25 protein-coding genes are annotated in these 26,921 nt (G+C 73.6%); 14 read left to right on the top strand and 11 right to left on the bottom strand.

Annotated elements, in window-relative coordinates; translation table 11 throughout:
• The first annotated feature begins 6 nt into the window (after positions 1-6).
• Entirely contained in the window at positions 7-831 is an 825-nt protein-coding gene (locus JSQ78_RS05600; protein WP_249295999.1) for a TatD family hydrolase, read from the top strand.
• Between the two features lie 10 nt (positions 832-841).
• Here the strand turns inward: JSQ78_RS05600 and JSQ78_RS05595 are convergent, their stop codons facing one another.
• Entirely contained in the window at positions 842-1,798 is a 957-nt protein-coding gene (locus JSQ78_RS05595) for a hypothetical protein (protein WP_211450061.1), read from the bottom strand.
• Positions 1,799-1,975: 177 nt separating this feature from the next.
• Here JSQ78_RS05595 and rsmA point away from each other — a divergent pair, with 177 nt between their 5' ends.
• Positions 1,976-2,803, top strand: a complete 828-nt coding sequence (gene rsmA / locus JSQ78_RS05590) for a 16S rRNA (adenine(1518)-N(6)/adenine(1519)-N(6))-dimethyltransferase RsmA (RefSeq protein ID WP_249295997.1) — start codon at positions 1,976-1,978, stop codon at positions 2,801-2,803.
• Positions 2,804-2,922: 119 nt separating this feature from the next.
• Here the strand turns inward: rsmA and JSQ78_RS05585 are convergent, their stop codons facing one another.
• A complete protein-coding gene (locus tag JSQ78_RS05585) occupies positions 2,923-3,135 on the bottom strand; it encodes a hypothetical protein (protein WP_211450057.1) in 213 nt (70 codons plus the stop codon).
• 78 nt (positions 3,136-3,213) lie between these two features.
• On the opposite strand from JSQ78_RS05585, the gene JSQ78_RS05580 reads away from it, so the two are divergent.
• Together JSQ78_RS05580 and JSQ78_RS05575 are read left to right on the top strand one after the other, a co-directional pair.
• A complete protein-coding gene (locus tag JSQ78_RS05580) occupies positions 3,214-4,134 on the top strand; it encodes a 4-(cytidine 5'-diphospho)-2-C-methyl-D-erythritol kinase (protein ID WP_211450533.1) in 921 nt (306 codons plus the stop codon).
• Between the two features lie 186 nt (positions 4,135-4,320).
• A complete protein-coding gene (locus tag JSQ78_RS05575; protein ID WP_211450055.1) occupies positions 4,321-6,129 on the top strand; it encodes an ABC-F family ATP-binding cassette domain-containing protein in 1,809 nt (602 codons plus the stop codon).
• 133 nt (positions 6,130-6,262) lie between these two features.
• Here the strand turns inward: JSQ78_RS05575 and JSQ78_RS05570 are convergent, their stop codons facing one another.
• The 3 genes from JSQ78_RS05570 to JSQ78_RS05560 are packed head-to-tail and all read right to left on the bottom strand — an operon-like array spanning position 6,263 to position 9,249.
• Entirely contained in the window at positions 6,263-7,234 is a 972-nt protein-coding gene (locus tag JSQ78_RS05570) for an ArsA family ATPase (RefSeq protein WP_211450054.1), read from the bottom strand.
• Positions 7,225-7,518 (bottom strand): cory-CC-star protein, encoded by a 294-nt coding sequence (locus tag JSQ78_RS05565; RefSeq protein ID WP_211450052.1) that lies wholly within the window; start codon positions 7,516-7,518, stop codon positions 7,225-7,227. Before JSQ78_RS05565 ends, JSQ78_RS05570 begins: the two co-directional genes overlap by 10 nt.
• Before the next feature lie 3 nt (positions 7,519-7,521).
• The gene (locus JSQ78_RS05560; RefSeq protein ID WP_211450050.1) at positions 7,522-9,249 is read right to left on the bottom strand and encodes a carbon starvation CstA family protein; all 1,728 of its coding nucleotides are present in this window, start codon (positions 9,247-9,249) and stop codon (positions 7,522-7,524) included.
• Positions 9,250-9,478: 229 nt separating this feature from the next.
• Here JSQ78_RS05560 and mtrA point away from each other — a divergent pair, with 229 nt between their 5' ends.
• From mtrA to secA, 6 genes are all read left to right on the top strand, one after another.
• Positions 9,479-10,165, top strand: coding sequence for an MtrAB system response regulator MtrA (mtrA, locus tag JSQ78_RS05555; RefSeq protein WP_211450048.1), 687 nt, complete (start codon positions 9,479-9,481; stop codon positions 10,163-10,165).
• Positions 10,166-10,168: 3 nt separating this feature from the next.
• Positions 10,169-11,854 (top strand): MtrAB system histidine kinase MtrB, encoded by a 1,686-nt coding sequence (mtrB, locus tag JSQ78_RS05550; protein ID WP_211450045.1) that lies wholly within the window; start codon positions 10,169-10,171, stop codon positions 11,852-11,854.
• Positions 11,851-13,497, top strand: coding sequence for an LpqB family beta-propeller domain-containing protein (locus tag JSQ78_RS05545; RefSeq protein ID WP_211450043.1), 1,647 nt, complete (start codon positions 11,851-11,853; stop codon positions 13,495-13,497). Before mtrB ends, JSQ78_RS05545 begins: the two co-directional genes overlap by 4 nt.
• Positions 13,498-13,560: 63 nt before the next feature.
• Positions 13,561-14,259, top strand: coding sequence for a ComF family protein (locus JSQ78_RS05540; protein ID WP_211450041.1), 699 nt, complete (start codon positions 13,561-13,563; stop codon positions 14,257-14,259).
• A gap of 60 nt (positions 14,260-14,319) precedes the next feature.
• The gene (hpf, locus tag JSQ78_RS05535) at positions 14,320-15,003 is read left to right on the top strand and encodes a ribosome hibernation-promoting factor, HPF/YfiA family (RefSeq protein WP_211450039.1); all 684 of its coding nucleotides are present in this window, start codon (positions 14,320-14,322) and stop codon (positions 15,001-15,003) included.
• Positions 15,004-15,116: 113 nt separating this feature from the next.
• Positions 15,117-17,918: a preprotein translocase subunit SecA gene (gene secA, locus JSQ78_RS05530; protein ID WP_211450037.1), complete on the top strand. Its 2,802-nt coding sequence runs from the start codon at positions 15,117-15,119 to the stop codon at positions 17,916-17,918.
• 6 nt (positions 17,919-17,924) lie between these two features.
• On the opposite strand, the gene JSQ78_RS05525 is transcribed toward secA, so the two are convergent.
• Positions 17,925-18,986 carry a trypsin-like serine peptidase gene (locus JSQ78_RS05525; protein WP_211450035.1) on the bottom strand — a complete coding sequence of 354 codons (1,062 nt, stop codon included), beginning with the start codon at positions 18,984-18,986 and terminating at the stop codon, positions 17,925-17,927.
• A gap of 21 nt (positions 18,987-19,007) precedes the next feature.
• On the bottom strand, positions 19,008-19,763 hold the full coding sequence (trhA, locus tag JSQ78_RS05520; RefSeq protein WP_211450532.1) for a PAQR family membrane homeostasis protein TrhA: 756 nt from the start codon (positions 19,761-19,763) through the stop codon (positions 19,008-19,010).
• Positions 19,764-19,836: 73 nt separating this feature from the next.
• On the opposite strand from trhA, the gene uppS reads away from it, so the two are divergent.
• The 3 genes from uppS to JSQ78_RS05505 all read left to right on the top strand — a co-directional run bounded on the left by uppS (position 19,837) and on the right by JSQ78_RS05505 (position 23,255).
• Complete coding sequence (gene uppS, locus JSQ78_RS05515) at positions 19,837-20,613, top strand: polyprenyl diphosphate synthase (RefSeq protein WP_211450034.1); 777 nt, start codon at positions 19,837-19,839, stop codon at positions 20,611-20,613.
• 190 nt (positions 20,614-20,803) lie between these two features.
• Complete coding sequence (phoH2, locus tag JSQ78_RS05510) at positions 20,804-22,138, top strand: RNA 5'-3' helicase PhoH2 (RefSeq protein WP_211450032.1); 1,335 nt, start codon at positions 20,804-20,806, stop codon at positions 22,136-22,138.
• Positions 22,139-22,205: 67 nt separating this feature from the next.
• A complete protein-coding gene (locus JSQ78_RS05505) occupies positions 22,206-23,255 on the top strand; it encodes a DNA glycosylase AlkZ-like family protein (protein WP_211450030.1) in 1,050 nt (349 codons plus the stop codon).
• A gap of 6 nt (positions 23,256-23,261) precedes the next feature.
• Here the strand turns inward: JSQ78_RS05505 and JSQ78_RS05500 are convergent, their stop codons facing one another.
• From JSQ78_RS05500 to JSQ78_RS05485, 4 genes are read right to left on the bottom strand one after another with little or no spacing between them, the layout of a single operon-like run.
• Complete coding sequence (locus tag JSQ78_RS05500; protein WP_211450028.1) at positions 23,262-24,020, bottom strand: anti-sigma factor; 759 nt, start codon at positions 24,018-24,020, stop codon at positions 23,262-23,264.
• Positions 24,004-24,573, bottom strand: coding sequence for an RNA polymerase sigma factor (locus JSQ78_RS05495; protein ID WP_211450026.1), 570 nt, complete (start codon positions 24,571-24,573; stop codon positions 24,004-24,006). Before JSQ78_RS05495 ends, JSQ78_RS05500 begins: the two co-directional genes overlap by 17 nt.
• A gap of 29 nt (positions 24,574-24,602) precedes the next feature.
• The gene (locus JSQ78_RS05490; protein WP_211450024.1) at positions 24,603-25,355 is read right to left on the bottom strand and encodes a class F sortase; all 753 of its coding nucleotides are present in this window, start codon (positions 25,353-25,355) and stop codon (positions 24,603-24,605) included.
• Between the two features lies 1 nt (position 25,356).
• The gene (locus JSQ78_RS05485; protein ID WP_211450022.1) at positions 25,357-26,166 is read right to left on the bottom strand and encodes a DUF4397 domain-containing protein; all 810 of its coding nucleotides are present in this window, start codon (positions 26,164-26,166) and stop codon (positions 25,357-25,359) included.
• A gap of 176 nt (positions 26,167-26,342) precedes the next feature.
• Between JSQ78_RS05485 and JSQ78_RS05480 the strand changes: the two genes are divergently transcribed.
• Positions 26,343-26,888, top strand: coding sequence for a prepilin peptidase (locus tag JSQ78_RS05480; RefSeq protein WP_211450020.1), 546 nt, complete (start codon positions 26,343-26,345; stop codon positions 26,886-26,888).
• The last annotated feature ends 33 nt before the right edge of the window (positions 26,889-26,921 follow it).

The following is a 26,921-nucleotide window of genomic DNA, read 5'->3' as shown; positions in this document are numbered from 1 at the left end:
CGCGACATGACGCGGCCCGACGTGCCCGAGCCGCTCGGCGTGCCGATCTACGACAACCACACGCACCTCGAGATCAAGGACGGCGACGACTTCCCGTACTGGAAGGCGCTGGATGCGGCGGGCCGGGCCGGAGTCGCTGGCGTCATCCAGGTGGGCGGTGACGTCGAGTCGTCGGAGTGGTCGGCCGCGCTCGCGACGCAGGATCGGCGCGTGCTCGCGGCCGTCGCCCTCCACCCGAACGAGGCGCCCGGCTACGCCGAGGCCGGCACGCTCGACGAGGCGCTCGCGGTGATCGACCGGCTCGCGGCCGAGCCGCGCGTGCGCGCGGTCGGCGAGACGGGGCTCGACTTCTTCCGCACGGGCGAGGACGGCCGGCGCGCGCAGCACGAGTCGTTCGAGGCGCACATCGAGATCGCGAAGCGGCACGGGATCGCGCTGCAGATCCACGACCGCGACGCGCACGACGCGGTCGTCGAGACGCTGCTCCGGGTCGGTGCGCCCGAGACGACCGTCTTCCACTGCTTCTCGGGCGATGCGGCGCTCGCGCGCACCGCCGCCGAGCACGGCTGGTACCTCTCGTTCGCGGGCACCGTGACGTTCTCGAACGCGAAGAACCTGCACGGTGCGCTCGAGGTGGCCGACCGCAGCCGCATCCTCGTCGAGACGGATGCGCCGTTCCTGACGCCCGCGCCCTTCCGCGGGCGCCCGAACAGCCCGTACCTGACCCCGCTCACCGTGCGGTCCATGGCCGAGCGGCTCGGCGTCGACGTCGACGAGCTCGCGGCCGAGACGGCCGAGAACACGCTGCGCGCCTACGGCAGCTGGGACTGAGCCACGCCGGTCACGGCTGCTCGAGCACGTCCTCCGGGGCGAGGGCGATGACGGCCTCGCGGCCGTCGTGCATCGTGCCGGTGACCGTCACCTCGACGCCGAGCGCGGCGGGCACCCGCTCCGGCAGCGGGAACTCCCAGCCGTAGAGCCCGCCGTCGGCGGGGCAGTCCATGTCGCCGTCCGGCAGCTCGAACGCGACCTCGATCGAGCCGGGGCCCGTGACCGTCGCGCCGACCGGCGTCGCGTTGCAGGCCGGGGCGACGACGGAGCCGATCGTCATGACGGCGAGCGAGGCGCCCGGCTCGAGCCACTTGACCGCGACCTGCGGCAGCGTGCCCGGCGGGATGACCGTGTCCATCGCCGGCAGCTGCTCCTCGGGGATGGGCGTCGGCGCGGTCGCGCCAGGCGGGTCGTCGATGAGCGAGGGCTGGGGGTCGGCGGGCTCCGTGAGCACGTCGTCGGGGCCCACCTGCACGTCGAGCGGCTGCTCCTGCAGGTCGGTGAGCTGCACGTCGAGCGGCGCCTCGGCGTCGACGGGCTCCGGCAGGCCGAGCGTCCAGCCGTGGAGCGTGAAGTCGGCGGTGCACATCATCGCGGGGTCGGGCGGGTCGAACGCGACGGTGACGACCTCGTCGACGAGCTCGGCGGCGTTGGGCTGCGGGATGCAGCCGCCCCCGCCGCCCGACCCGCCGATGACGACCGCGAGCGACTCGCCGGGCTCCGACCACAGCACCGCGACGCCGTCGGCGGAGACGCGCTCGAACAGGCCGTCGCTCGCGAGCATCTCCGGCTCGATCGCGACCGGGGCGTCGCCGCTGCTGGCGCCGGGCGCGCTCGGTGCCTCCGATTGCCCGGGCGTCGTGCTGCTGCACGCGGCGAGCAGCGCCGCGGCCCCCGTGAGCGCGACGGCGGCGAGCGCGCGCGCTCGCGCGCCCCGACGCATCCGGAACTTCGTGGTGCTCGCCATGGCGGTCTCCCTCGGCCGCGACGCGCGTCGTGTCGCGCGTCCCTTCGTCGCATCCTGCCGCATGCGGCTGCGGACGGCCACGCACCTCGCTCGGCATAGGCTCGACGCGTGAGCACGGAGGAGACGCCTGGGCAGTCGAGCGACGCGGCGGCGCAGGGCCGCGGGAGCGCGGAGACGCTGCTCGGGGCCGCCGAGATCCGCTCGCTCGCGGCGCGGCTCGACCTGACGCCGACGAAGCGGTGGGGGCAGAACTTCGTCGTCGACGCGAACACCGTGCGCCGCATCGTGCGGACGGCGGATGTCGCCGGTCGCGATGTCGTGGAGGTCGGGCCGGGGCTCGGCTCGCTCACGCTCGGCCTCACCGAGGCCGGCGCTCGGGTCGCGGCGGTCGAGATCGATCCGCGGCTCGCGGAGCTGCTGCCCGAGACCGTGGGGCGCAAGCAGCCGGATGCGCGGCTCGAGGTCGTGCACCACGACGCGCTCACGCTCGAGTCGCTGCCGTTCCCGCCCCAGGCGATCGTCGCGAACCTGCCCTACAACGTCTCGGTGCCGGTGCTCATCCACCTGCTCGAGCGGTTCCCGACGATCGATCGCGCGCTCGTGATGGTGCAGGCCGAGGTCGGGCACCGGCTCGCGGCGAGGCCCGGCTCGAAGACCTACGGGTCGCCGTCGGCGAAGGTCGCGTGGTGGGGGCAGTGGGCGCTCGAGGGCGACGTGTCGCGGCAGATCTTCTGGCCGGTGCCGAACGTCGACAGCGTGCTCGTCGGCTTCCGGCGCGGGCCTTCGCGCGGCTCGGAGGAGCTTCGCCGTGCGACGTTCGCCGTGATCGACGGGGCGTTCGGGCAGCGGCGGAAGATGCTGCGGCAAGCGCTCTCGGGCGTGTACGGCTCGGCGGCCGCCGCGACCGAGGTGCTCGAGCGCGCCGGGGTGGAGCCGACCCTGCGCGGTGAGGCGCTTGAGCTCGCCGACTTCATCCGCATCGCCGAGGCCGCGCCCGCGCGCTGAGTCCGGCGCGCGGCCGCGCGGCCGGCAGGTATAGGGCGAGCCGCTCGAAAGCGCGGTCCGTTCCAGCGGCGCGCCCTATACCTGCGCGGTGGTCGGGCAGCGGGCAGCGGGCGCGCGCGTCAGGCGCGGGCGTCGAGCTCCGCCACGAGGCGCTTCGGCGCCGTGACGCGGAACGATGCGTCGACGAGCTCGGCCACGCGCCCCCAGTCGGCGCCGCGGCGGTCGACCGCGACCCATCCGTAGGGACCGAGCGCGCCCGGCAGCGCGAGCGCGATCGCCCGCAGCCGCGCGAGGAGCGGGTCGTCGTCGTCGAACGAGCGCGCGTGCGCCATGCCGCGAGCGCAGCGCCGCCGCGGCTGCCGCGGGCGCGCAGGAAGCGACCCCGCGGTCGCACTAGGTTGGAACGCGTGATGGGCAGGAGCACGGTGCGGGCCAAGGCGCCCGGCAAGATCAACGTGCACTTGGGCGTCGGCGCGATCCAGGACGACGGCTACCACGACGTCGCGACCGCCTACCAGGCGGTGAGCCTCTACGAGATCGTCGAGGCGAGCGAGGCGAGCGACTTCTCGGTGCGCTTCTCGGGCCCCATCCCGCACGCGCAGCTCTCGACGGGCGCCGACAACCTCGCGATCCGCGCCGCGATGGCGCTCGCGCGCCGCGGCCGCGTCTCGAGCGGCGTCGCGCTCTCGATCGAGAAGCACGTGCCCATCGCGGGCGGCATGGGCGGCGGCAGCGCCGACGCGGCCGCGACGCTCGTCGCGTGCGACGAGCTGTGGGGGCTGCACCTCGGCCGCGACGCGCTCATCGAGATCGCCCGAGAGCTCGGCGCCGACGTGCCGTTCGCGCTCGCGGGCGGCACCGCGGTCGGCACCGGGCGCGGCGACCAGCTCACGCCCGCGCTCGCGCGCGGCCAGTTCCACTGGGTGCTCGCGCTCGCCGACGCGGGGCTCTCGACGCCCGACGTCTACCGGGCGCTCGACGAGCACCGGGCGCTGCACGCGGCCGACATCGCGCCGGCGCACGACGTGCCGACGGTGGATGCGCGGGTGCTGCAAGCCCTGCGCGCCGGCGACGCGTCGATGCTCGCCGAGGTGCTGCAGAACGACCTCCAGGCGCCGGCGCTGCGGCTCATGCCGCGGCTCGCCGGCACGCTCGAGCTCGGCGAGCGCTCCGGCGCGCTCGCCGGCATCGTCTCGGGCTCCGGGCCGACGGTCGCGTTCCTGTGCGACAGCCTCGAGTCGGCGATCGAGCTGCAGGTGACGCTCTCGGCGTCGCAAGTGCTCGCGCTCAAGGTGACCGGCCCCGTGCCGGGCGCCCGCCTCATCGACTGACGTCCACGCATCCGCCCGCGCCCTCCCGCGCGCTCCCCGTCGACCGGGGCGCCTGCGCCCGACCGGGCACGGCGCGCCGGCCCCGCTCGGGCGCGAGCGCCCCGGTCGGCGGATGCGGCGGCAGACCGGGCGGCGGGATGCGGTCGGCGGGCGCCGATGCGCGGCGTGCGGGATGATGGAGGGGATATGGCACATCTCCTGGGCGCCGAGCGCGTCGGCGTCGCGTTCCCGACCCGCACCGTGTTCGAGTCGATCTCCCTCGGCCTCGAGGACGGCGACCGCATCGGCATCGTCGGCCGCAACGGCGACGGCAAGTCGACGCTGCTGCGCGTGCTCGCGGGGCTGCTCGAGCCGACGAGCGGCCGCGTCACGCGCCGCGGCGGCCTGCAGGTCGGGGTGCTCGACCAGCGCGACACGCTCGACCCTGACGGCACGATCGCGCAGGCGGTCGTCGGCGACCGGCCCGAGCACGAGTGGGCGGGCGACGCGCGCATCCGCGACCTCATCTCCGGCCTCGTCGGCGACCTCGACTGGCACGCGCGCATCGGCGACCTCTCGGGCGGCCAGCGTCGCCGCGTCGCCCTCGCCCAGCTGCTCGCGGGCGACTGGGACGTGCTCTTCCTCGACGAGCCCACCAACCACCTCGACGTGCAGGGCATCGCCTGGCTCGCCGACCACCTGAACGCCCGCTTCGCGACCGGTCGCGGCGCGTTCGTCGCCGTCACCCACGACCGGTGGTTCCTGGATGCGGTGTGCACGGGCACGTGGGAGGTGCACGACGGCGTCGTGGAGCCGTTCGAGGGCGGCTACGCGGCGTACGTGCTGCAGCGCGTCGAGCGCGACCGGATGGCCGCCGCGAGCGAGGCGAAGCGGCAGAACCTCATGAAGAAGGAGCTCGCGTGGCTGCGCCGCGGCGCGCCCGCCCGCACCGCGAAGCCGAAGTTCCGCATCGAGGCGGCGACGCAGCTCATCGAGGACGAGCCGCCCGTGCGCGACCCCATCCAGCTCGCGCAGCTCGCCGCGACCCGGCTCGGGAAGGACGTCGTCGACATCGAGGGCGCCTCGGTCGAGCTGGGCGGGAAGACCGTCCTCGACGACGTCACGTGGCGCATCGCCCCCGGCGAGCGCGCGGGCGTGCTCGGCCGCAACGGCGCGGGGAAGTCGACCCTGCTCGCCCTCATCGCCGGACGCATCCGCCCCACCTCGGGCCGCGTGAAGACCGGCAAGACGGTGAAGATCGCCGAGCTCACGCAGGAGCTCGAGGAGCTCGAGCAGCACGAGGACGAGCCCGTGCGCACCGTCGTCGGGCGGCTCAAGTCGAGCTACGCGAGCGGCGGCAAGGAGCTCACGCCCGGCCAGCTGCTCGAGCGGCTCGGCTTCCGCTCGGGTGAGCTCTCGACCCTTGTGAAGGACCTCTCGGGCGGCCAGCGGCGGCGCCTGCAGCTGCTGCTCATCCTGCTCGACGAGCCGAACGTGCTCATCCTCGACGAGCCGACGAACGACCTCGACACCGACATGCTCGCCGCGATGGAGGACGTGCTCGACTCGTGGGCGGGCTGCCTCATCGTCGTGAGCCACGACCGCTACCTCATCGAGCGCGTCACCGACCACCAGTACGCGGTCATGGACGGGCGGCTCGTGCACATGCCGGGCGGGGTGGATGCGTACCTCGAGCGATCGGGGAAGGGATCGGTGACCTCCGCTGGTCGAGCAGCCGCCGAAGGCGGCGCGTCGAGACCGGACGCCGACGCAGCCGACGCCGCCGCACTCTCGGGCGCCGAGCGCCGCGCGATGGAGAAGGAGGCCGCGAGCCTCGACCGGCGGCTCGCGAAGGCGACGAGCGATCGCGAGCGGGTGCTGCAGCGCTTCGAGAACGCCGACCACGCCGACTTCGACGCGCTCGCCGCGCTGCAGGCCGAGCTCGCGGCGGTCGACGAGCGGATCGAGCAGCTCGAGGAGCAGTGGCTCGAGGCGCACGAGGCCCTCGAGACCTGACGAGCTGCGCGCAGAGTGCCGGGACTCTGCGCTCGAGGTGCGCGCTCTGGCGCAGAGTGCCGGGACTCTGCGGTCGGGAGGCGCGCGCAGCGCAGAGTGTCGGGACTCTGCGCCCGGCGGGCGGGAGCGCGGGTCAGGTCGCGGCGGTTAGGCGGTCCGCGAGCGCTCCGAGCGCTTCGGCGCCCGCGAGGTCGCCCGGCAGCAGCGGCACCTGTGCGATCGGGATGCCGGCCGCCCCGTCGCGCAGGGCGGCGAGGTGCTGCTCCTCCTGAGCGCGCCGCTCGGCCAGCAGCGGGCCCGCATCGGCAGGGGAGCGGCGGTTCACGACGATCGCGGCCGGGTCGACGCCGAGCTGCCGCAGCTGGCGCACGACGTCGATCGACTCGGCGACCGGCAGCCGCTCGGCGATGGCGACGACGACGAACGAGGTCTGCGCCGCGTCGGTGATGGTCGTGCGCAGCAGGGCGAAGCGGTCGCGGCGCGCGATGAGCGTGCGGCGGAGCTGCGCATCGGCGGAGGGCCGCTCGTCGCGCGTGCCGACGACGCTGCGCGCAGCGGCGGCGAAGCGGTCGGAGCGGTCGCGGTTGGCCAGCAGCGTCTCGGTCCAGCCCGTCAGCTGCTCGGGCAGGGCGAGGAGCCGCAGCGTGTGCCCCGAGGGCGCGGTGTCGAAGACGATGAGGTCGTGCGTCTCGAGGCCCCCCGCGACGAGCTCGGCGATGCGCTCGAGCACCGCGGACTCGTGGCTGCCCGGAGCAGTCCGCGCCCGCTCGAGGTGCGCGCTCGCCGAGGCGTGCAGGCGCTCGGGCAGCAGGTGCCGCATCGTGTCGGCGACGGAGGCGAAGTGCCGCTCGATCGTCTCGAGCGGGTCGATCTCGACCGCGTCGACGACGCCGCCGCCGAGCGTGAGCACCCGGGTCGGCGCATCCGCCACCGCCTCGCCCCACACGTGGCCGAGGTTGTGGGCGGGATCGGTCGAGACGAGCAGCACGCGAGCGCCCTCGCGCGCGCGAGCGAGCGCGAGCGCGGCGGCGACCGAGGTCTTCCCGACTCCGCCCTTGCCGCCGACGAACAGGATGCGGCGCGAGCGCGCGACCGTCAGCAGCATGCGATGTGGTCGAGCGGCGAGTCGGGGATGCCGATGCGGCGGTGCCAGGCGTGGAAGTCCTGCCACACCGCCGGCAGCAGCTCAGCCGAGTAGTAGGCCGCGGGATCGGGCACGCCGAGCGCCTCGCCGAGCACGACGATCATGAACAGGTCGTCCTCGTCGCGCTGCTCCCGCAGGAGCGTCTGCCGGTAGGGGCCGACGTAGAACTCGTGCAGACCCGATCGCAGCGCGGCCCAGCGCCGGGAGGCCTGCTCCCGGCGCTGGGCCCGCGCGTGCGACGGCACGCGTCAGACGGTCTCGCGCTCGGCCGCGAGCTGGGCGTCCTCGTCCTCGGGCTCCGGCTCCGCCTTGAAGGCGCGGCGCATCGCGAGCACCGCCTCGACCGCGACCCAGACGCTCGCGATGATGATGACGACATCGATCGCGAACAGCAGCCAATCGGGGTTGTCGGGGGCCGTGAAGCCGACGAGCTGCTCGAGCGCCGCCCAGAACGACAGCACGAACACGAGCACGAGCGGGATGATCGCGGGCAGGGGGTTGCGTCGCTTGCGGATGAGCATGACCGCGATGATCGAGAGCGAGAGGGACGCGAGCAGCTGGTTCGTCGTGCCGAACAGCGGCCAGATGCGCAGTCCGCCCTCGCCGCCGAGCCCCTGGGAGAACGTCAGGCCGAGGCCCACGACCACGACCACGACCGTTGCGGGGATCTTGGTGATGCGCACCTTCAGCGTCTGGCCGATCTCCTGCACGATGAAGCGCAGCAGTCGCATGCCGGTGTCCATGGTCGTGGCCGCGAACAGCACCGCCATGGTGGCGAGCACCGTAGCGCTCAGCGACGCGGGCAGGCCGAGGCCGTTCTGCATGAGCGCGCCGCCGCCCTGCACGAACGCGTTCACGCCGCCGGCGCCGAACTCGCTGTAGATCTCGCGCCACTCGCCGGCCGACTGGATGCCGCCGATGACCGCGAGGATCGTGCCGAGCGAGAGCAGGCCCTCACCGACCGCGCCGAAGTAGCCGACGAACCGCGCGTCGGTCTCCTTGTCGATCTGCTTCGAGCTCGTGCCCGAGGACACCATGCCGTGGAAGCCGGAGATCGCGCCGCACGCGATGGTGACGAACAGCAGCGGCACGAGGCTCGGTGTGCCCGCTGGCAGGTCGGTGTTGAACATCGGCGCGACGATCTCGGGCTTCACGGCGCCGAAGAGGGTCGCGACGAGCACCGAGCCGAACAGCAGGATGAGCCCGACGAAGAGCTGCACGCCGTTGATGTAGTCGCGCGGCTGCAGCAGCACCCACACGGGCAGCAGCGACGCGATCGCGCCGTAGACGAACAGGGCGAGGATCCAGAACGTCGCGGGCGACATGCCGAGGAAGCTCTCGGGAAGCACGACCGGCATGCTGTCGCCGAGCCCGATGAGCGCGTAGAGCGCCACGACGCCGACGATCGTGACGGGGATGAGCGGCCACCGCATCCGGTAGACCGCGACACCGACGAGGAGGGCGACGATGATGGCGCCCCACGTGGGGATGACGGCGGTCGGCGTGCTGATGAGCAGGTTCTTGATGACGACCGCGAACGCCGCGATCACCATGAGCAGCAGCAGGAAGATGACGACGAGGAAGAGGTTCGCGCCGCGCTTGCCGATGTAGCGGCCCGAGAGCGCGCCGATCGACTTGCCCTTGTTGCGCAGCGACGCCCAGAGCGTGCCGAGGTCGTGCATGCCGGCGAAGAACACCGTGCCGATCGTGACCCACAGGAACGCGGGCAGCCAGCCCCAGATGACCGCGATGGCGGGTCCGACGATCGGGGCTGCGCCGGCGACCGACGTGAAGTGGTGGCCCCAGAGGATGAACTTGTTCGTCGGCACGTAGTCGACGCCGTCGCGCAGCTCGTGCGCGGGGGTCTTGAACGCGGCGTCGAGCCGGAAGACCCGGCGCGCGAGGTACTTGGAGTAGACGAAGTAGCCGACCGCGAACATCGCCAGACCGATCAGCATCAGGACCAGAGAACCCATGGGCTTCCCTCTCTTTGCATGCGCCGTTGCACTGGAAGCGGGGGACGCCCGCTGTCAACGACCCTAGCGGCACCTCTGAGCGGCCTAGGAGGACGCGCCTCAGGGCCGGCCCTGCGCGCTGCCGTCGCCCGGGCTGCTCGACGAGCCGGACGCGGGAGGCATCCTCGAGGCGGACTCGGCTACCCTGACGGGAGCCGCGCCGTCCCGCGGCCCTGGAGGGGAGCGCTCGATGGCTGAGCAGACGATCCTCGTCGTCGACGACGATCTCGCGCTCGCCGAGATGATCGGCATCGTGCTCGAGGCCGAGGGCTACCGCCTCGAGCACTGCGCCGACGGGTCGGATGCGCTCGACCGGTTCCGCGACGTCCGTCCCGACCTCGTGCTCCTCGACCTCATGCTCCCGGGCAAGGACGGCATCCAGATCTGCACCGAGATCCGCGAGGAGTCGGGCGTGCCGATCATCATGCTCACCGCGAAGGGCGACCCGACCGACGTCGTGCTCGGGCTCGAGTCGGGCGCCGACGACTACGTCGTGAAGCCGTTCAACCCGAAGGAGCTCGTCGCGCGCGTGCGCACGCGACTGCGGGCGCCGCGGCAGGAGGACGGCGGCGTCCTCCGCGTCGCCGACCTCGAGATCGACGTCGAGGGCCACCGCGTCACGCGCGGCGGCGAGGCGATCGCGCTCACGCCGCTCGAGTTCGAGCTGCTCGTCACGCTCGCGCAGAAGCCCAACCAGGTGTTCTCGCGCGAGATGCTGCTCGAGCAGGTGTGGGGCTACCACTACAAGGCCGACACGCGCCTCGTGAACGTGCACGTGCAGCGGCTGCGCTCCAAGGTCGAGCGTGACGTCGACAACCCGGTGGTCGTCACGACCGTCCGCGGGGTCGGCTACCGCGCCGGCGCCCCCACCGGCTAGGCCATGGCCGCGCGACGCCGCCCGATCTGGGAGACGGCGACCCGCGTGCTGCGGCGCTCGCTGCAGTGGCGCGTCGTCGCGGCGAGCATGGCGCTCTCGACGCTCGCGCTCGTCGGCGTCTTCGGCTACATGTCGCTCTCGGTCGGGCAGAACCTCTTCGAGACGCGCCGCGACGAGGCGCTCGTCGAGGCGGTGCGCGCCTCGGGCGAGATGCAGCAGATCTTCGACGAGGCCGTCACCGCGACGCTCACGAGCGGAGAGGTGGATGCGCTGCAAGACCGCGCGCTCGACGCCGTCACCGGCCTCATCGCGAGCCGCACGTCGACGGAGTACGCGATGCTCCGCAGCGACCGGCAGGGCGAGACCCTCCTGCAGATGAACGACGTGCAGTCGCAGGCCTTCGACACCGACCTGCTCTCGAGCGAGCTCCGCGCATCCGTCGCCTCCGCATCCGACACCACGCCCTACTACCAATCGGTGCGGCTCGAGCAGGGCGGCAGCTCCGAGCCCGCGATCGTCGTCGGCACGACCGTCGACGTGCCGCTCGCGGGCCGCTACGAGCTCTACCTGCAGACAAGCCTGCAGTCGACGCAGGCGACGCTCGGCTTCATGCAGCTCACGATGGTGCTCGGGGGGCTCGCGCTCATCGCGCTCATCGGCCTCATCACGTGGTTCGTCGCGCGCATGGTCGTCGGGCCCGTGCAGCAGGCGGCCGACTCGGCCGCGCGCATCGCCGCGGGCGAGCTCGACGTGCGCATCCCCGTGCGCGGCGACGACGAGGTCGCGACGCTCGGGCGCTCGTTCAACGACATGGCCGACTCGATCGAGGTGCAGATCAACGAGCTCGCGACGCTCTCGACCGTGCAGCAGCGCTTCGTGAGCGACGTCTCGCACGAGCTGCGCACGCCGCTCACGACCATCAAGCTCGCGGGCGACGTGCTGCACGACCGGCGGGAGGCGTTCGACCCCGTCGCCGGGCGCACGGTCGAGCTGCTGCACACGCAGATCGAGCGCTTCGAGCGGCTGCTCGCCGACCTGCTCGAGCTCAGCCGCTTCGACGCCCGCGCGGCGCAGCTCGAGATCGAGCCGACCAACCTCGTGCGGCTCGCGCAAGGCGAGATCTCGGCGCTCGAGCCGCTCGCCGCCGAGCGCGGCAGCGAGCTGCGGCTCGTCGCGCCCGGAGGGCACTTCGAGGCAGAGGTCGACCCGCGCCGCATCCGCCGGATCCTGCAGAACCTGCTCGGCAACGCGATCGATCACGGCGAGGGCCACCCGATCGTCGTGACGGTCGACTCGTCGAGCGACGCGGCCGCGATCGCCGTGCGCGACCACGGCGTCGGCATGACCGAGGAGGAGGCGTCGCGCGTCTTCGACCGCTTCTGGCGCGCCGACCCGTCGCGGCAGCGCCGCACGGGCGGCACGGGCCTCGGGCTCTCGATCAGCCGCGACGACGCGGCGCTGCACGGCGGCTGGATCGACGTGTGGTCGAGGCCCGGCGAGGGCACCGCGTTCCGGCTCACCCTCCCGCGCGCCGGCGCTCGCACGGTCGTCTCGCCGATCGACCTGCCGCCCGCCGAGGCGCCGCCGCCTGCGGAGCCCGCGAGAGCGGCGGACGAGGACATGGCGAGCGCGCCGATCGCGCTCGTCGACCCCGCGACCCGCACGACGACCGAGGAGGTGGAGCGATGAAGCGCGCCATCGCAGCGCTCGCCGCGCTGCTCGTGCTCACCGGCTGCGTCGCGATCCCCGATTCGGGGCCCGTGACGGCTGGCCGCGTCGACGATGCCGAGCGGTCGAGCGACCTCGTCTTCATCGCCGAGTCGCCGCGCGTCGGGGCGACGCAGGAGGAGATCGTGCGCGGCTTCCTCGCCGCCGCGATCACCCCCGACGACGACTTCGCCATCGCGCGCGAGTACCTCGTCTCGGGCGAGGCCGAGCGCTGGCGCCCCCAGGCGGGCGTCATCGTGCGCTCGGGCCAGCCCGAGGTCTCGCTCGGCGGCGAGACGGCCGCGACGGCGGTCGTCACGGCGGTCTCCGAGCTTGACGCGGGCGGCGCGCTCGAGCTCGTCGGCAGCGAGCGGATGCTCGAGTTCCGGATGCTGCGGGTCGCGGGGGAGTGGAGGATCGCGCAGGCGCCGGACGGCATCGTGCTCTCCGCCTTCCACTTCGCCCAGCTCTTCCGCTCGCACGCGCTCGCGTGGCTCACGCCCGACGGCACGCGCGCGGTGCCGGAGGTGCGCTGGTTCGAGCGCACCGCCTCGACGCTCGCGGGCCGCATGGTCGACGCGCTGCTCGACGGCCCCTCGACCTGGCTCTCGCCCGCCGTCACGACGGCCGGCGCCCCGGAGGCGCAGCGGGTCGGCGAGCCGGTGGTCGAGGGCACCGTCGCGACCGTGACGCTCGACTTCGCCCAGGTGGAGCAGCGCGGCAGCGGGAGCCTGCAGCAGCTCGCGGCGCAGCTCGCGCTCTCGCTGCGCTCGCTCGGCGTGCGCGAGGTGCGCGTCGAGGTCGACGGACTCGCCGGGCTCACCGCGTCGAGCGCCGACGCCGCTCCGCTCGACGACGGCGACGTCGACCAGCGGCCGCTCGTGCTCGACGGCTCGACGCTGCGGCCGATCGGCGGCGGCTCCTCGGCCATCGACGACGTCGGGCCGACGCTCGCGTCGATCGGCGCGAGCGACTACACTGTCGGTGCCGCCGGCGGGGTCGCGACCACCGGCACGATCGCGCTGTGGCTCGAGCCCGGCGCCGGCCCGGTCGCGATCTCGGCCGATGCCGCGCTGCCCGCGACGACCGACGACAGCGGCTGGGTGATCCTGCAGGAGGCCGCGGCGCCGCAGCGGCTGCTCGCGTGGCGCGCGGGGGAGCGCGCCGAGCTGCAGCTGCCGCCCGGGGCCGATCGCATCGCGGCGATCGAGCTCTCGCGGGATGGCGCGCGGCTCGCGATCACGACCGTCGACGGGAGCGTGAGCCAGGTGTGGGTCGCGGCCGTGATCCGCGATGTCGCGGGCCGCCCCGTCTCGCTCGGCGAGCCGTATGCGCTCCCGCGCATCGACGGCGCCGCGAGCGACGTGACGTGGACGAGCCCGACGCAGCTCGCGGTGCTCGCCGCGGCCGGCGACCAGTCGCAGGTCGTGCTGCTCGAGGTCGGCGGCGCCTCCGAGCAGCTGCCCGCACCGGGGGAGCCCGTGCGCGCGGTCGTCGGCGGGAGCGAGGGCGCGGCGACGCTCCGCGCGCTCGGCGTGGACGGCTCGCTGCTCGCGCTCCGCGGCAGCGTGTGGAGCCCCGTGCCGGGCCTCGGAGCCATCGGTCTCGTCGCGACGCAGCAGTGATCCTCTCCACAGCCGCGCCGATCGCCTGAGCGCGCCCGCGCGCCGGGATGCGACCGTGCGGGCATGCGGATGGGCTCGGTGCGGCTGTCGGCGCTGGTCCCGGCGCTGCGCGAGGCCGCGAGCGTGCTCTGGCCGGTCGAGTGCGCCGGCTGCGGTGCGCTCGACACCCCCGTCTGCCGGGCATGCGCGGGACTGCTGCTCGCCGGCCCCGAGCACGAGCTGCTCGACGGCGTGCCGCTCGTCGCCGCCGCGCGCTACGAGGGAGCGGTGCGAGCGCTCGTCGGTGCGTGCAAGGAGCGCGGCGACCGGGCGACGGCGCGAGCGCTCGGCGCGGGCCTCGCGCTCGCGATCGCGTCCGCGCCGGCGGGGGAGCTCGTGCGCGTGCCCTCGAGCCGGGCCGGGCTTCGACAGCGCGGCTTCGACCCCGTCGAGCTCGTCCTGCGCGGCGCGGGCCTCACGGCGGTGCCGCTCCGGCGCGTCGCCGGGCGCGCCCCTCCCGGCGCGCAGAAGGAGCGATCGGCCGAGGAGCGGGCGCTCGCGGCTCGCGGCTCGCTCGAGCTCGGCCGGCGGGATCGCGCCCGGCTGGCCGGAGCCGCCGCGGTGCTCGTCGACGACGTCGTCACGAGCGGCGCGACGGCCCGCGAGGGCGTGCGAGCGCTGCGCGCCGCGGGCTGCCGACCGGTCGCGATCGTCGCCGTCGCGCGCACCGAGCGACGCCTCTCGGCGCGCCCGGCCGACGCCCGGACGGGCGGGGTATGGTGATCGCCACGCAAGTCGGCCCGCAGCCGCTGGCGCCGACGCCGTACCTGATGGGAGGCAACGATGGAGATCACATTCGGCGCGAGGGGCGCGAACATCACGGACAGGTTCCGGGCCTACGCGGAGGAGAAGCTCGCCAAGGTCACGCAGCTCCTGCCGCGCGCCACCGCCCTCGACGTCAGGCTCTCGCGCCACGCCGACCCGCATGCGACCGCCGGCGGCCGCGTCGAGATCACCGTGCACGGGCCGGGCTCGATCATCCGCGCCGAGTCCGACGGGCCCGACAAGTACATCGCCTTCGACGCCGCGTTCCACCGCATCATGGAGCGCGCCCGCCGCGTGCACGACAAGCGGCACGACCACAGCGCCCGCCGCCGCACCCCGCTGCGCGAGGCCGTCGTGACCGGGTTCGAGCAGGTCGCGATCACCCCCGCCGACCCGGAGATCGTCGAGGCGGTCGCGACCGGCTCCAACCCCGTCGTCGAGCAGCAGCCCGAGCAGGACCAGGAGTGGTCGCCGGTCGTCATCCGCAAGAAGCGCTTCCCGGCCAGGAAGATGAGCGTGAGCGACGCCGTCGACCAGATGGAGCTCGTCGGGCACCCCTTCTACCTCTTCGTCGACGAGGCCACCGACGAGTGCGCCGTCGTCTACCGCCGCAAGGGCTGGTCCTACGGCGTCATCTCGCTCGACGACTCGATCGCCGAGCCCGAGACCACCGAGGAGAGCGCGCCCGCGGCCGCTTCCTGACGCGACCCCGCGGCGCCCCTGAGCATCGCAGGGGCGCCGCCGGGCGCCGGTTGCTACGATGGGCAGTCGGTCAAGGACCGTCCCTTTCCCCCAACGCACGGGAGGCATCCCTCGTGGCCAACTTCTTCGAGAAAATGCTGCGCGCCGGCGAAGGCCGGCTGCTGCGGCGACTCGAGCGCATCGCCGCCGACGTGGCGAAGCTCGAGGATGCGTTCGAGGAGCTCACCGACGAGGAGCTGGCGCAGGAGACCGCTGAGTTCCGCCAGCGCCACGCCGACGGCGAGGCGCTCGAGACGATGCTGCCCGAGGCCTTCGCCGCCGTGCGCGAAGCCGCGAAGCGCACGCTCGGGATGCGTCCGTACGACGTGCAGGTCATGGGTGCCGCCGCGCTCCACCTCGGCAACATCGCCGAGATGAAGACCGGTGAGGGCAAGACGCTCGTGGCGCCGATCGCCGCCTACCTCAACGCCATCACCGGCGAGGGCGTGCACATCGTCACGGTCAACGACTACCTCGCGAGCTATCAGTCGGAGCTCATGGGCCGCGTCTTCCGCGCGCTCGGCATGACGACCGGCTGCATCGTCGCGGGCCAGTCGCCCGAGGTGCGGCGCGAGCAGTACGCGGCCGACGTCACCTACGGCACGAACAACGAGTTCGGCTTCGACTACCTGCGCGACAACATGGCCCACTCGAAGGAGGCCATGGTGCAGCGCGGCCACGGCTTCGCGATCGTCGACGAGGTCGACTCGATCCTCATCGACGAGGCCCGCACGCCGCTCATCATCTCGGGCCCCGCCGCGGGCGAGGCGAACCGCTGGTTCGCCGAGTTCGCGCGCATCGCCAAGCGCCTGCGCCCCGATGTCGACTACGAGGTCGACGAGAAGAAGCGGACGGTCGGCGTGCTCGAGCCGGGCATCGAGCGGGTCGAGGACCTGCTCGGCATCGACAGCCTCTACGAGTCGGCGAACACCCCGCTCATCTCGTTCCTCAACACCGCGCTCAAGGCGAAGGCGCTCTTCAAGCGCGACTCCGACTACGTCGTCATGAACGGCGAGGTGCTCATCGTCGACGAGCACACCGGCCGCATCATGCAGGGCCGCCGCTTCAACGAGGGCATCCACCAGGCGATCGAGGCGAAGGAAGGGGTGCAGATCAAGGCCGAGAACCAGACGGTCGCGACGGTCACCCTGCAGAACTACTTCCGCCTCTACCAGAAGCTCTCGGGCATGACCGGCACGGCCGAGACCGAGGCCGCCGAGTTCATGTCGACCTACAAGCTCGGTGTCGTCCCCATCCCGACGAACAAGCCGGTGCAGCGCATCGACCAGGCCGACCTCGTCTACTCGACCGTCGAGGGCAAGTTCAAGCACGTCGTCGAGGACATCGTCGAGCGCCACCAGGCGGGCCAGCCCGTGCTCGTCGGCACCACGAGCGTCGAGAAGAGCGAGTACCTCTCGGGGCTGCTCGCGAAGGCCGGCGTCGCGCACGAGGTGCTCAACGCGAAGAACCACGCGCGCGAAGCATCGATCGTCGCCCAGGCGGGTCGCCTCGGCGCCGTCACGGTCGCGACGAACATGGCCGGTCGAGGCACCGACATCATGCTCGGCGGCAACGCGGAGCACCTCGCCGTCACGCGCATGCAGGAGCTGGGCCTGAGCCCCTCCGAGACGCCGGAGGAGTACGAGGAGCGCTGGGACGAGGTCTTCGCCGAGGTGAAGGCCGCCGTCGAGGCGGAGGCGAAGCAGGTCGTCGAGGCCGGCGGCCTCTACGTGCTCGGCACCGAGCGGCACGAATCCCGCCGCATCGACAACCAGCTCCGCGGCCGCTCCGGCCGCCAGGGCGACCCGGGCGAGAGCCGCTTCTACCTCTCGATGCAGGACGACCTGCTGCGACTGTTCGGCGGCGCCGTCGCGCAGCGCTTCATGGCCGTCGACGCCGACGAGGACGAGATCCCGCTCGAGTCGAAGATCTTCTCCCGCACGATCCGCTCCGCGCAGGCGCAGATCGAGGCGCGCAACGCCGAGATGCGCAAGAACGTCCTGAAGTACGACGACGTCATGAACCGCCAGCGCGAGGCGATCTACTCCGACCGCCGCCACATCCTCGACGGGGACGACCTCCAGGGGCGTGTGCAGGGCTTCCTCGAGGGCACGATCCGCGAGCTCGTCGACACGCACGCGGTCGGCGGCGACAGCGACGAGTGGAACCTCGAGGCGCTGTGGAGCGAGGCGAAGACGCTCTACCCCGTCAGCATCACGATCGACGAGGTCGTCGCCGAGGCGCAGCCGCGCCTGACGGCCGACTTCCTCTACGAGCAGCTCGTCTCCGACGCGAAGCTCGCCTACGAGCGCCGCGAGGCGTCGCTCGGCTCGCCCGCGATGCGCCTGCTCGAGCGCCGCGTCGTCCTCTCGGTCATCGATCGGAAGTGGCGCGACCACCTCTACGAGATGGACTACTTGCGCGAGGGCATCGGCCTGCGCACGATGGCGCAGCGCGACCCGGTCGTCGAGTACCAGAACGAGGGCTTCGCGCTCTACCAGCAGATGATGTCGGCGATCCGCGAGGAGTCGGTGCAGTTCCTGTTCAACCTCGAGGTCAAGGTGCACCAGGGCGCGAGCCCCGAGGCGCCCGCGATCGAGGGCGGCGGCCTCGAGGAGGTCGAGGAGGACACGGCGAAGCTCACCTACTCGGCACCCGACGAGGACGGCGAGGCGTCGGTGCACGACGCGCGCGGCAAGGAGCTCGCGACGGCCACGGCGAAGGGGCGTGCGAAGAGCGGCAACCCGGCGGTCGCGGCCAAGGCGCAGGCGCAGGGCGGCAACCGGCAGCAGCGGCGCGCGGCCGACAAGCAGGCGAAGGCCGCGCCGAAGAAGGTCGGTGCCTTCGGGCAGTCGCAGGACGACCCGAACGACTGACGCGCGTCAGTCGTCGATCGACTGCAGCCCGTTCCACGCGGTGACGCCGAGCGGCGGGCCGTAGGCGCCGGTCGCGCCGCCGTTGGAGAAGACCGCGGTGATGTGGCCGGCGCCGGTCTTCGGGTCGAGGTTCGAGACGAACGCCGAGCCCGAGGCCCCGTCCCCCATGGCGCAATCCGCGCCGTAGTTCGCGTCGCCGCCCGCGCCGTAGTCGAGCCGGTCCTCCGCGCAGTGCCGCAGCACCTCGCTGTCGAACGGGTCGTTGCCGGGGTAGCCGGCGATCACGACGCCGTTCGACTCGGCCGTGAAGCTCACGCCCTGGCCGCCCACCGCATCCTCGAGCGTCATGGATGCCTGCGGAGCGAAGCGGATGAAGCCGAAGTCGAAGCCCATCCAGCCGTCGTCGTCGGCGCCGTCCAGCCAGCGGTCGTTCGCCTCGAGGTACTGCTCCGGCACCCACCAGTCCTCTGCGACCCAGGTGCCGAAGGGCGCGTCGCCGCGCTCGTAGGCGGGCGCGAACGAGATGCGGTCGTACCAGTCGCGGGTGTCGTCGTCGAAGATGCAGTGCGCGGCGGTGAGCACGACGAGTCCCGAGGCGCTGTTGATGACGGTGCCGCTGCACGTGTACTCCGCGCCGCCCGCCGCGAGCTCGAGCCGGCCGCTCGTCGTGAGCAGCAGGTTGCGGCTGCCCTCGTGCTGCGTGCCGGGCAGCAGCTCGTCGCCCTCCTCGTGCACGGGCAGGGCGATGCCGGCTCGCACGACGGGCGTGCCGGTCGTCGGCGGCAGCACGACGTCGACCGCCGCGTCGGGGAGGAACCCGTCGGAGGTCTCGCCCGGGAAGCCAGCGTAGAGCTCGCCCGTGTCGCTCGCGGTCTCGTCGGCGGTCGTGATGGGCGCGTCGGGCTCGACGGGGACGACCTCGGGCGCTGCGGCGCCGCTCGGCGTCGTCGGCGCCCGGGGGTCCGCGCGATCGACGGGGCGCTCGGGCGGGGCGGGGAGCACGCAGCCGCCCACGGTGAGCGCGGCCGCTGCCACGAGGGCGGCGGTCGCGAGTCGGGGGAGGCGCACCCGCACCACGCTAGCGGCGCGTCAGGCGGGCGGCGCGACGGCGACGATGAGGATCGCCGTGAAGTGGCACACGAACGCGATGAACGTGCACGCGTGGAAGATCTCGTGGAAGCCGAAGTGCCCCGGCACGGGATTCGGCCGCTTCATCCCGTAGATGATCGCGCCGACCGTGTAGGCGAGGCCGCCGGCGATCACGAGCATCGCGGTGAGCGCGTTCGCCGCCCAGATCTGCGGCAGGAACGCGACGGCCGCCCAGCCGAGCGCGAGGTAGATCGGCACGTAGAGCCACCGCGGCGCCCCGATCCAGAAGACGCGGAAGGCGATGCCGAGCAGTGCGCCGCCCCAGATGACGGTGAGCAGGATCCAGTCGGTCGGCGAGGGGAGCGTCAGCAGCGAGATGGGCGTGTAGCTCCCCGCGATGAGCAGGAAGATGTTGGCGTGGTCGAAGCGCTTGAGCAGCACGCGCGTGCGCTCCTGCCACGTGAAGCGGTGGTAGACCGCCGAGACGCCGAACATCAGCACGCTCGAGAGCGCGTAGACGGCGGTCGAGAGCCGCGCGCTCGCGCCGTCGGCGACGAGCACGAGCACGATGCCCGCGACGAGCGCGAGCGGGGCGGTCGCGGCGTGGATCCAGCCGCGCCACGAGGGCTTCGCCTCGGCTTCGGCCTCGGCGATCGCGTCGCCCGCCGCCTCGATGAGCGGCAGGTGCGGCACGTCGTCGGCCGCGGCGGGATCGGGCTCGCGCCGCAGGCCGTCGGCTTCGGGATCGGAGGTCATGGGCATGGCTACAGCGTACGGCGTACGCAGTGCCGGTGCGGGCATCCGGCGGCGCCCCGGGTAGATTCGACGCGTGCGACTGCGCAGCGCCCCCGGGTCACGACTCGTGTACCGCTACTACGAGCGGCGGCTCCGGCGCGACCTCCAGGGCAGCCCCGTGCCGCGCCACCTCGCGATGATCATCGACGGCAACCGGCGCTGGGCGCGCGAGCAGAAGCTCGAGAGCGTCGGGCACGGTCATCGCGCGGGCGCCGCGAAGCTGCACGAGTTCGTCGAGTGGTGCGCCCAGGTCGGCGTCGAGGTCGTGACGCTCTACCTGCTCTCGCGCGACAACCTCACGGGCCGCGCGAGCGAGGAGCTCGGTGAGCTGTGCGAGATCATCGCCGAGCTCGCCGACGGACTCTCGCACACGCCGGGCCGACGCATCCGTCACGTGGGCGACCCGCGCGGCCTGCCCGAGCCGCTGTGCGCCGCGCTCACCGCGGCGGTGCAGCGCACCGAGGGGGAGCCGGGCATCGTCGTGAACCTCGCGGTCGGCTACGGCGGCCGGCACGAGCTCGTGGAGGCGGTCAAGCGCATCCTCGAGTCCGCCGACGGCGCGAGCCCCGCCGAGATCGCCGAGCGGCTGAGCCCCGAGCTCATCGGCGAGCACCTCTCGACCGCCGGCCAGCCCGATCTCGACCTCGTCATCCGCACCTCGGGCGAGCAGCGGCTGAGCGACTTCATGCTGTGGCAGAGCGCGCACAGCGAGTTCTACTTCGTCGAGGCGCTCGGGCCCGACCTCCGCGAGGTCGACTTCCTGCGCGCGATCCGCTCCTACGGGCTGCGGGAGCGGCGCTACGGGCGCTGAGAACCCTCAACCTCCCATCGAGGTGAACTCTGGGCGACGGCGGTGTGTCTTCCGACGCGGCGCATCGGGAGCGCGCGTACATTCAGCCGTGTCGGGCAGCTTCGCCCGGCGAGCGAGCGGCCTTCGCGCCAGCGAGCACCTCGGAGCGAGCGCCGCGTGAGATCCGACCCCGGTCGGAAGGGAGCGCAACGTGCCTGCACGCACCACCACCTCCGGAAGCGCGGTCGAGGTCAGCGAGACCGAGTCGCGCCAGCGCACCTACGTGCTCGACACGAGCGTGCTGCTGTCAGACCCGGGGGCCATCCACCGCTTCGCCGAGCACTCGGTCGTGATCCCGGTGGTCGTCATCGCGGAGCTCGAGAAGAAGCGGCACGATCCCGAGATCGGGTACTTCGCCCGCAAGGCGCTCCGCAACCTCGACGACCTGCGCATCGAGCACCAGCGGCTGGACTTCCCGGTGCCGACCGAGGGAGGCGGGAGCCTGCGGGTCGAGCTCAACCACTCCAACCAGCAGATCCTGCCGAGCGGGCTGCAGCTCGGCGACAACGACTCGCGCATCCTCGCGGTCGCCTCGAACCTCGCGGCCGACGGGCTCGACGTGTGCGTCGTCTCGAAGGACCTGCCGATGCGCGTGAAGGCCGCGTCGATCGGCCTGTCGGCGGAGGAGTACCTCGCCGAGCAAGCGGTCGACTCGGGCTGGACCGGCACCGAGCAGCTCGCCCTCTCGGGCGACGAGATCAACCGGCTCTACGAGCACGAGCGGCTCGAGACGCCGCTCGTCGCCGACATGCCGAGCAACACGTGCCTCGTCATCTCCTCCGAGCGCGGCTCGGCGCTCGGCCGCGTCACCCGCCCCGGCGTCGTCTCGCTCGTGCGCGGCGACCGCGACGTGTTCGGCGTGCACGGCCGCTCGGCCGAGCAGCGGCTCGCGATCGACCTGCTGCTCGACGAGGAGGTCGGCATCGTCTCGCTCGGCGGCTCGGCCGGCACCGGCAAGTCGGCGCTCGCGCTCGCCGCGGGCCTCGAGGCGGTGCTCGAGCGGCGGCTGCACAAGAAGGTCATCGTCTTCCGCCCGCTCTACGCGGTCGGCGGCCAGGAGCTCGGCTACCTGCCGGGCGACAAGGACGAGAAGATGAACCCCTGGGGCCAGGCGATCTACGACACGCTCGGCGCGCTCGTGAGCGACAACGTGCTCGACGAGGTCGCCGACCGGGGCATGCTCGAGGTGCTGCCGCTCACGCACATCCGCGGCCGCTCGCTGCACGACGCGTTCGTGATCGTCGACGAGGCGCAGTCGCTCGAGCGCAACGTGCTGCTCACGGTGCTGAGCCGCATCGGGCAGAACTCGCGCGTCGTGCTCACCCACGACGTCGCGCAGCGCGACAACCTGCGCGTCGGGCGGCACGACGGCATCGCGAGCGTCATCGAGACGCTCAAGGGCCAGGACCTCTTCGGCCACATCACGCTGCAGCGCTCCGAGCGCTCCCGCATCGCCGCGCTCGTGACGAGCCTGCTCGAGGACTGAGGCGCGCGGGCGTGCGCACGCGGCGGATGCGTCGGTGCGCGTGGGCGGGCGGGGCTACCGTGGGAGCATGGCCGAGCCCCGCTCGCTGACGCCGGTGCAGGCGCGGCGCTCGCGGCTGGCCTCGCAGCGGCTGCTCGGCTCGACGCTCTCGCCGGTGGAGGTCGTGCGCCGCTTCGTCGCGATGCAGGGGCAGGACCTGCCGGGAGTGCTGCGCGCGATCGCGATCCGCTCCGCGCCGGGCACGACGCTCGCCGACGTGCGCGCGGCGTTCGACGCGGGGCTGCTCGTGCGGTCCTGGGCGATGCGCGGCACGCTCTTCGTCGCGGCGCCCGACGACCTCGCCGTCCTGCATGCCGCGACGGCGGAGCGCATGCGGCGGCGGGAGTGGCGGATGTGCACCCAGCGCGGCATCGACGAGGCGACCGCCGAGCACGCCGCCGCGGTGCTCGTCGCCGCGCTCGAAGCCGGCCCGGTGCGCCGCGGCGCGATGCTCGAGGCGTGGGCGGCCGCCGGCATCGGCACGGCCGGCGGCAACGGCTACCACCTGCTCGCGCTCTGCGCCTACGACGGGCTCGTGCGCTTCGGCCCCTTCGCGGGCGACGAGCAGCTGCTCGTCGGCGGGGCGCCGCCGGCCGTCGCCGACCCCGAGGCGTCGCTCGATGCCGCGCTCGAGCGCTTCGCGATCGCCCGCGGTCCCGTGCGCGCCGACGACGCGGCCTGGTGGCTCGGCGCCGCGAAGCGCCCCGTGCGCGCCGCGCTCGAGCGCGCGAGCCGACTCGAGCGCGTGCGGCTCGGGCAGGAGGAGCTGCTCGTCGAGGCGGGCGCCGAGCCGGGCGGTCGCGCCGGCGTCACGCTCGTGCCCGCGTTCGACGAGTGGCTGCTCGGCTACGAGGGCCCCTCGCGCGGCGTGAGCGAAGCGGTGCTGCGCGCCGCGGTGCCGGGCGGCAACGGCGTCTTCCGCCCGCTCGTGCTCGTCGACGGCGTCGCGGTCGGCACCTGGCGGCTGCCGGTGTCGCGCGGCCGACCGGTCGAGCCGCTGCTCGAGCTCGTCGAGCCGGTCGGCGACCGCACGCGCGCGGCGATCGATCGGGCGCTGCGGCGCTGGCCGCACCGCTGACGCCGCTCAGCTCTCGAGCGCTCCCCGCCACAGGCTGTCGCCCGAGTGCGTCGGATCGCCGTCGAACGGCTCGACCGACACGTCGACGATGGGGAAGGCATCGAGGTCGAGGCCGCCCGGCAGCGCGAGCTGCGTCGTCGAGGCGTCCATGACGCCGAGGCTCACCATCTGCTGCGCGTCGGGGTCGAGCAGCCACACGTCGAGGTAGCCGTCGACCTCGGGCAGCTCGTCGACGTCGACGACGAGCAGCCGCTGGCCGTCGCGCTCGACGACCTCGGCGCGCGCCGCCGCGACGGTCGACTGGAGCGGGTCGAGCGTCGCCTGGGCGACGTTCGTCGAACGGGGGTCGCTGCCGAGCTGCGTGACGACGAGCACGGCGATGCTCGCGGCGGCCGCTGCCGAGGCGAGCGAGGCCCCGACGAGCGCGCCGAGGCCGAACCGGCGCCGACGCCTGCGGGCGACGTCGATCGACGTCACGGGAGCGCCGGCCGACTCGGACGCGTCGGGGGAGCCGGCGGATGCGTCGCTCGCGCCGATCGGCGCGGCGAGCGTCGCGCTCGGCTCGTCGAGCTCCGCCGCGATGCGGTCCCACACGCCGGCGGGCGGCGCGACCGGCACGACCTCGGCGGCGCGGACGCGCTGCGCGGCGGCGCGGAACGCAGCGATCTCGGCGCTGCAGGTCGCGCACTCGGCGGCGTGCTCGCCGCCCTCGACGGCCTCGCCGAGGGCGAGCGCGACGAGCGACTCCTCAGGCAGATGCTGCATGCGACTCCTCCCATCGGTCTCGCAGCCGTCGCAGTCCTCGCGACAAGTGGCTCTTCACGGTGCCGGCCGGCATCGACAGGCGCTCGGCGATCCAGGCGGTCGAGCGGTCGTCGATCACGGCGAGCCGCACGATCGTGCGGGCCGGCTCCCCGAGCCGCTCGAGCTCCTCCTGCACCGTGAGCGCATCCTCGACCGCGTCCGACACCGGATCCCCCTCACCGACCTCGAGCGCCCCGTGCAGGGTCTCCGGGTCGACGGCGAGCTCGCTCGCCGAGCGGGAGCGCCAGTGGTCGGCGATCCTGCGGCGCGCGATCGCGACGATCCACGCTCCCAGGGGTCCCGCATCCGGGTCGTACGACTCGCGCGATCGCCAGACCGAGACGAAGGTCTGCTGCACGACGTCCTCGGCGTCGTGCGGCGCCATCGCGCGGCAGGCGATCGCGTAGACCATCCCGCCCCAGCGCTCGTACGCCTGCCGCAGCGCCTCGGGAGATGGATCGTGGGCGAAGGCTCTCGAGAGGCGCTCGGCCTCCGCAGCCTCCTCGCTCGACACGGCCAGAACGTATCACTCCTCGGGCTGGGTCACGGCGCATCGGGCACTGCCGTGACGACGATGTTGTCCTCGTAGGCGCCGGCCGCGGCATCCCACTCGCCGCCGCACGTGATGAGCCGCACGAGCGGGTCGCCGTCGCGCGCGAAGAGCTGCTCGAGCGGCAGCTCGTCCTTCGAGAACCGCTCGACGGCGACGATGCGGAACCGCAAGTCGGCGCCCGAGGCGGTCGCGACCTCGACGCGCTCGCCGGCGCGGGCACCCAGCAGCTCGGCCATCGGGGCGCGGCCCCGGTCGCTGTCGACGTGGGCCGAGAGCACGGCCGAGCCGCGATCGGCGCCCGGCGCGGGACCGAAGCGGTACCAGCCGACCTCGCGCACGAGCTCGGGCACATCCATCTGGCCGTCCTCGCGCACCCCGACCGGGATGACCTCGAGGTCGATGCCGACCGACGGCACCTGCACGCGCGTGGGGGCGTCGACCGTGGCCTGGGCGGCGCCGATCGACGCGTCGCGAGCGCCGACCGCGGTCGGCACGGGAGCGGCGGTCGAGGCTGCATCGGGAGGGGCGGATGCGCTCGGCGCGCTCGTGCGGGTCGGCTCGGCCATCGGCGTCATCGACGTCGTCGGCGAGGCGGGCTCGAGCGAGTCGGGCAGCAGGAGCCACACGCCGATCGCGGTGGCCGCGGCCGCCACGATCGCGGCGAGCACGGCCGCCGGCCGCCACGCGCGCCGAGCGGGCTCCCGCCGCGGGGTGCGCGGAGGGAGCCCGTCGGTGGTGCTCATGTCAGCCGCGCTGCTTCGCGAGCTGCTGCTGCCGCACCGCGATGGTGGTGAGGCCGAGCGCACCCGCGAGGGCGAGCAGGAGCGCGATGGCCGACGGCGACGCCGCGCCGCCGTTGCCCGAGGGGACGCCGCTCGGGGCGCTGTGCGCCTCGACCGTCTGCACCGCGAGCGCGAGGTCGCCGTCAGCGGCCGAGCCCCACGCGGTCACGATCGTGTGGACGCCCTCGGCGAGCTCGAGCTCGGCCGGGCCGATCGCGACGTCCGTCGTGCCCGCGAGCACGACATCCGCCGACACCGTGCCGGCCGTCGTGACGAGCGAGGCCTCGTTCGGGTTCGTGAGGCCGGGGGCGACGACCGTCTCGTTCGCGCGGATGTCGACGGAGGGGGCCGCGGCGAGGTGGCGGACGGTCAAGCGGGCCTCGCCGGCCGCGACGGGCTCGGTGCTGTTCGCGAAGGCGGCGAGCGCGGGCTCGCCGGCCTCGGTGAGGTGCGCGTAGAGGGTGAGGTTGGCGTTCGCCGGCACCTCGACGCCCATCGCCTCGATCGCGGGCTCCGCGGTGTCGGGGGTGCCGCCGTCGGCGAAGACCTGGATGTCGTAGCTGCCGGCGGGAAGCATCATCGGGTCGGTGAGCGTGCCGGGGGCGAAGTCGCTGATGGCCTCGTCGCCATCGATGAAGACGTCGACCGTGAGGCCGGGCACGCCGTGCAGGACGGACACGGTCGAGTCGCCCTCCGCGGCGAACGCGGGGGCGCCGCCGAGCGTGGCGAGAGCGAGAGCGGCGCCGGCGCCGATCGCGAGCTTGCGCTTCATGGTGTTCTCCTTGATCTCGGTTCGGGCACTCGGTGCGCCCTCTCTGCCCCCATATCGGCGCGGACCCCGCCATCGGTTGCAGGTACTTCGAAATCGAACATCCCGGGCGTGTCGCGCCGCCTCGGCGCTGTGGAGAGCGCCCGCGCGCCCCGCTCGGTCGCGGTTACCGTGACCCCGTGCCGAGCACCACCACCGCACCGCCCGTACGCCTCAGGAGGGTCGACGCGCTCGGCGTGCCGCTCGCGCTCGTGGCCGCGTGGGCGGCGGTCGCCGCCGGGCTCGACGCGGTCGCGGCCGTGGCGCTCGCCGCTGCCGCGCTCGCCGCGCCGCTGCTGTGGCGCGTCGATGTCGCCGAGCACCGGCTGCCGAACGCCGTGACGCTCCCGCTCCTGCTCGTCGCGGCGACCGCGGCGGCCGCCCGGCTCGCCGCGGGCGATCTCGCTCCGCTCGCGGCGCTCGCGAGCGCGGGCGTGCTGCTCGCGATGGCGCTCGCGGGCGGTATGGGGATGGGCGACGTGAAGCTCGGCGCGGCGCTCGCGCTCGCGGCCTCGACGCTCGGGTGGACCGTCCCGCTCGCCGCCCTCGCCGCATCCGTCGCCGTGGGCGGCCTCGCCGGCGTCGTCGCGCTCGCCGCCGGTCGTCGGTCGCTCGCATTCGGGCCGTCGCTCCTCGCCGGCCACGCGCTCGCGGCCGTGCTCCTCGGGGCGCCCGGCGCAGTGTGACGATCCGTGACGCCCCGGCTCGCGGTCGGTGCT

This window comes from Agrococcus sp. Marseille-Q4369 (assembly GCF_018308945.1).
GTDB lineage: Bacteria > Actinomycetota > Actinomycetes > Actinomycetales > Microbacteriaceae > Agrococcus.
Note: the sequence above shows the minus strand (reverse complement) of the source record. Positions and strands in the feature narration are given on the sequence as shown.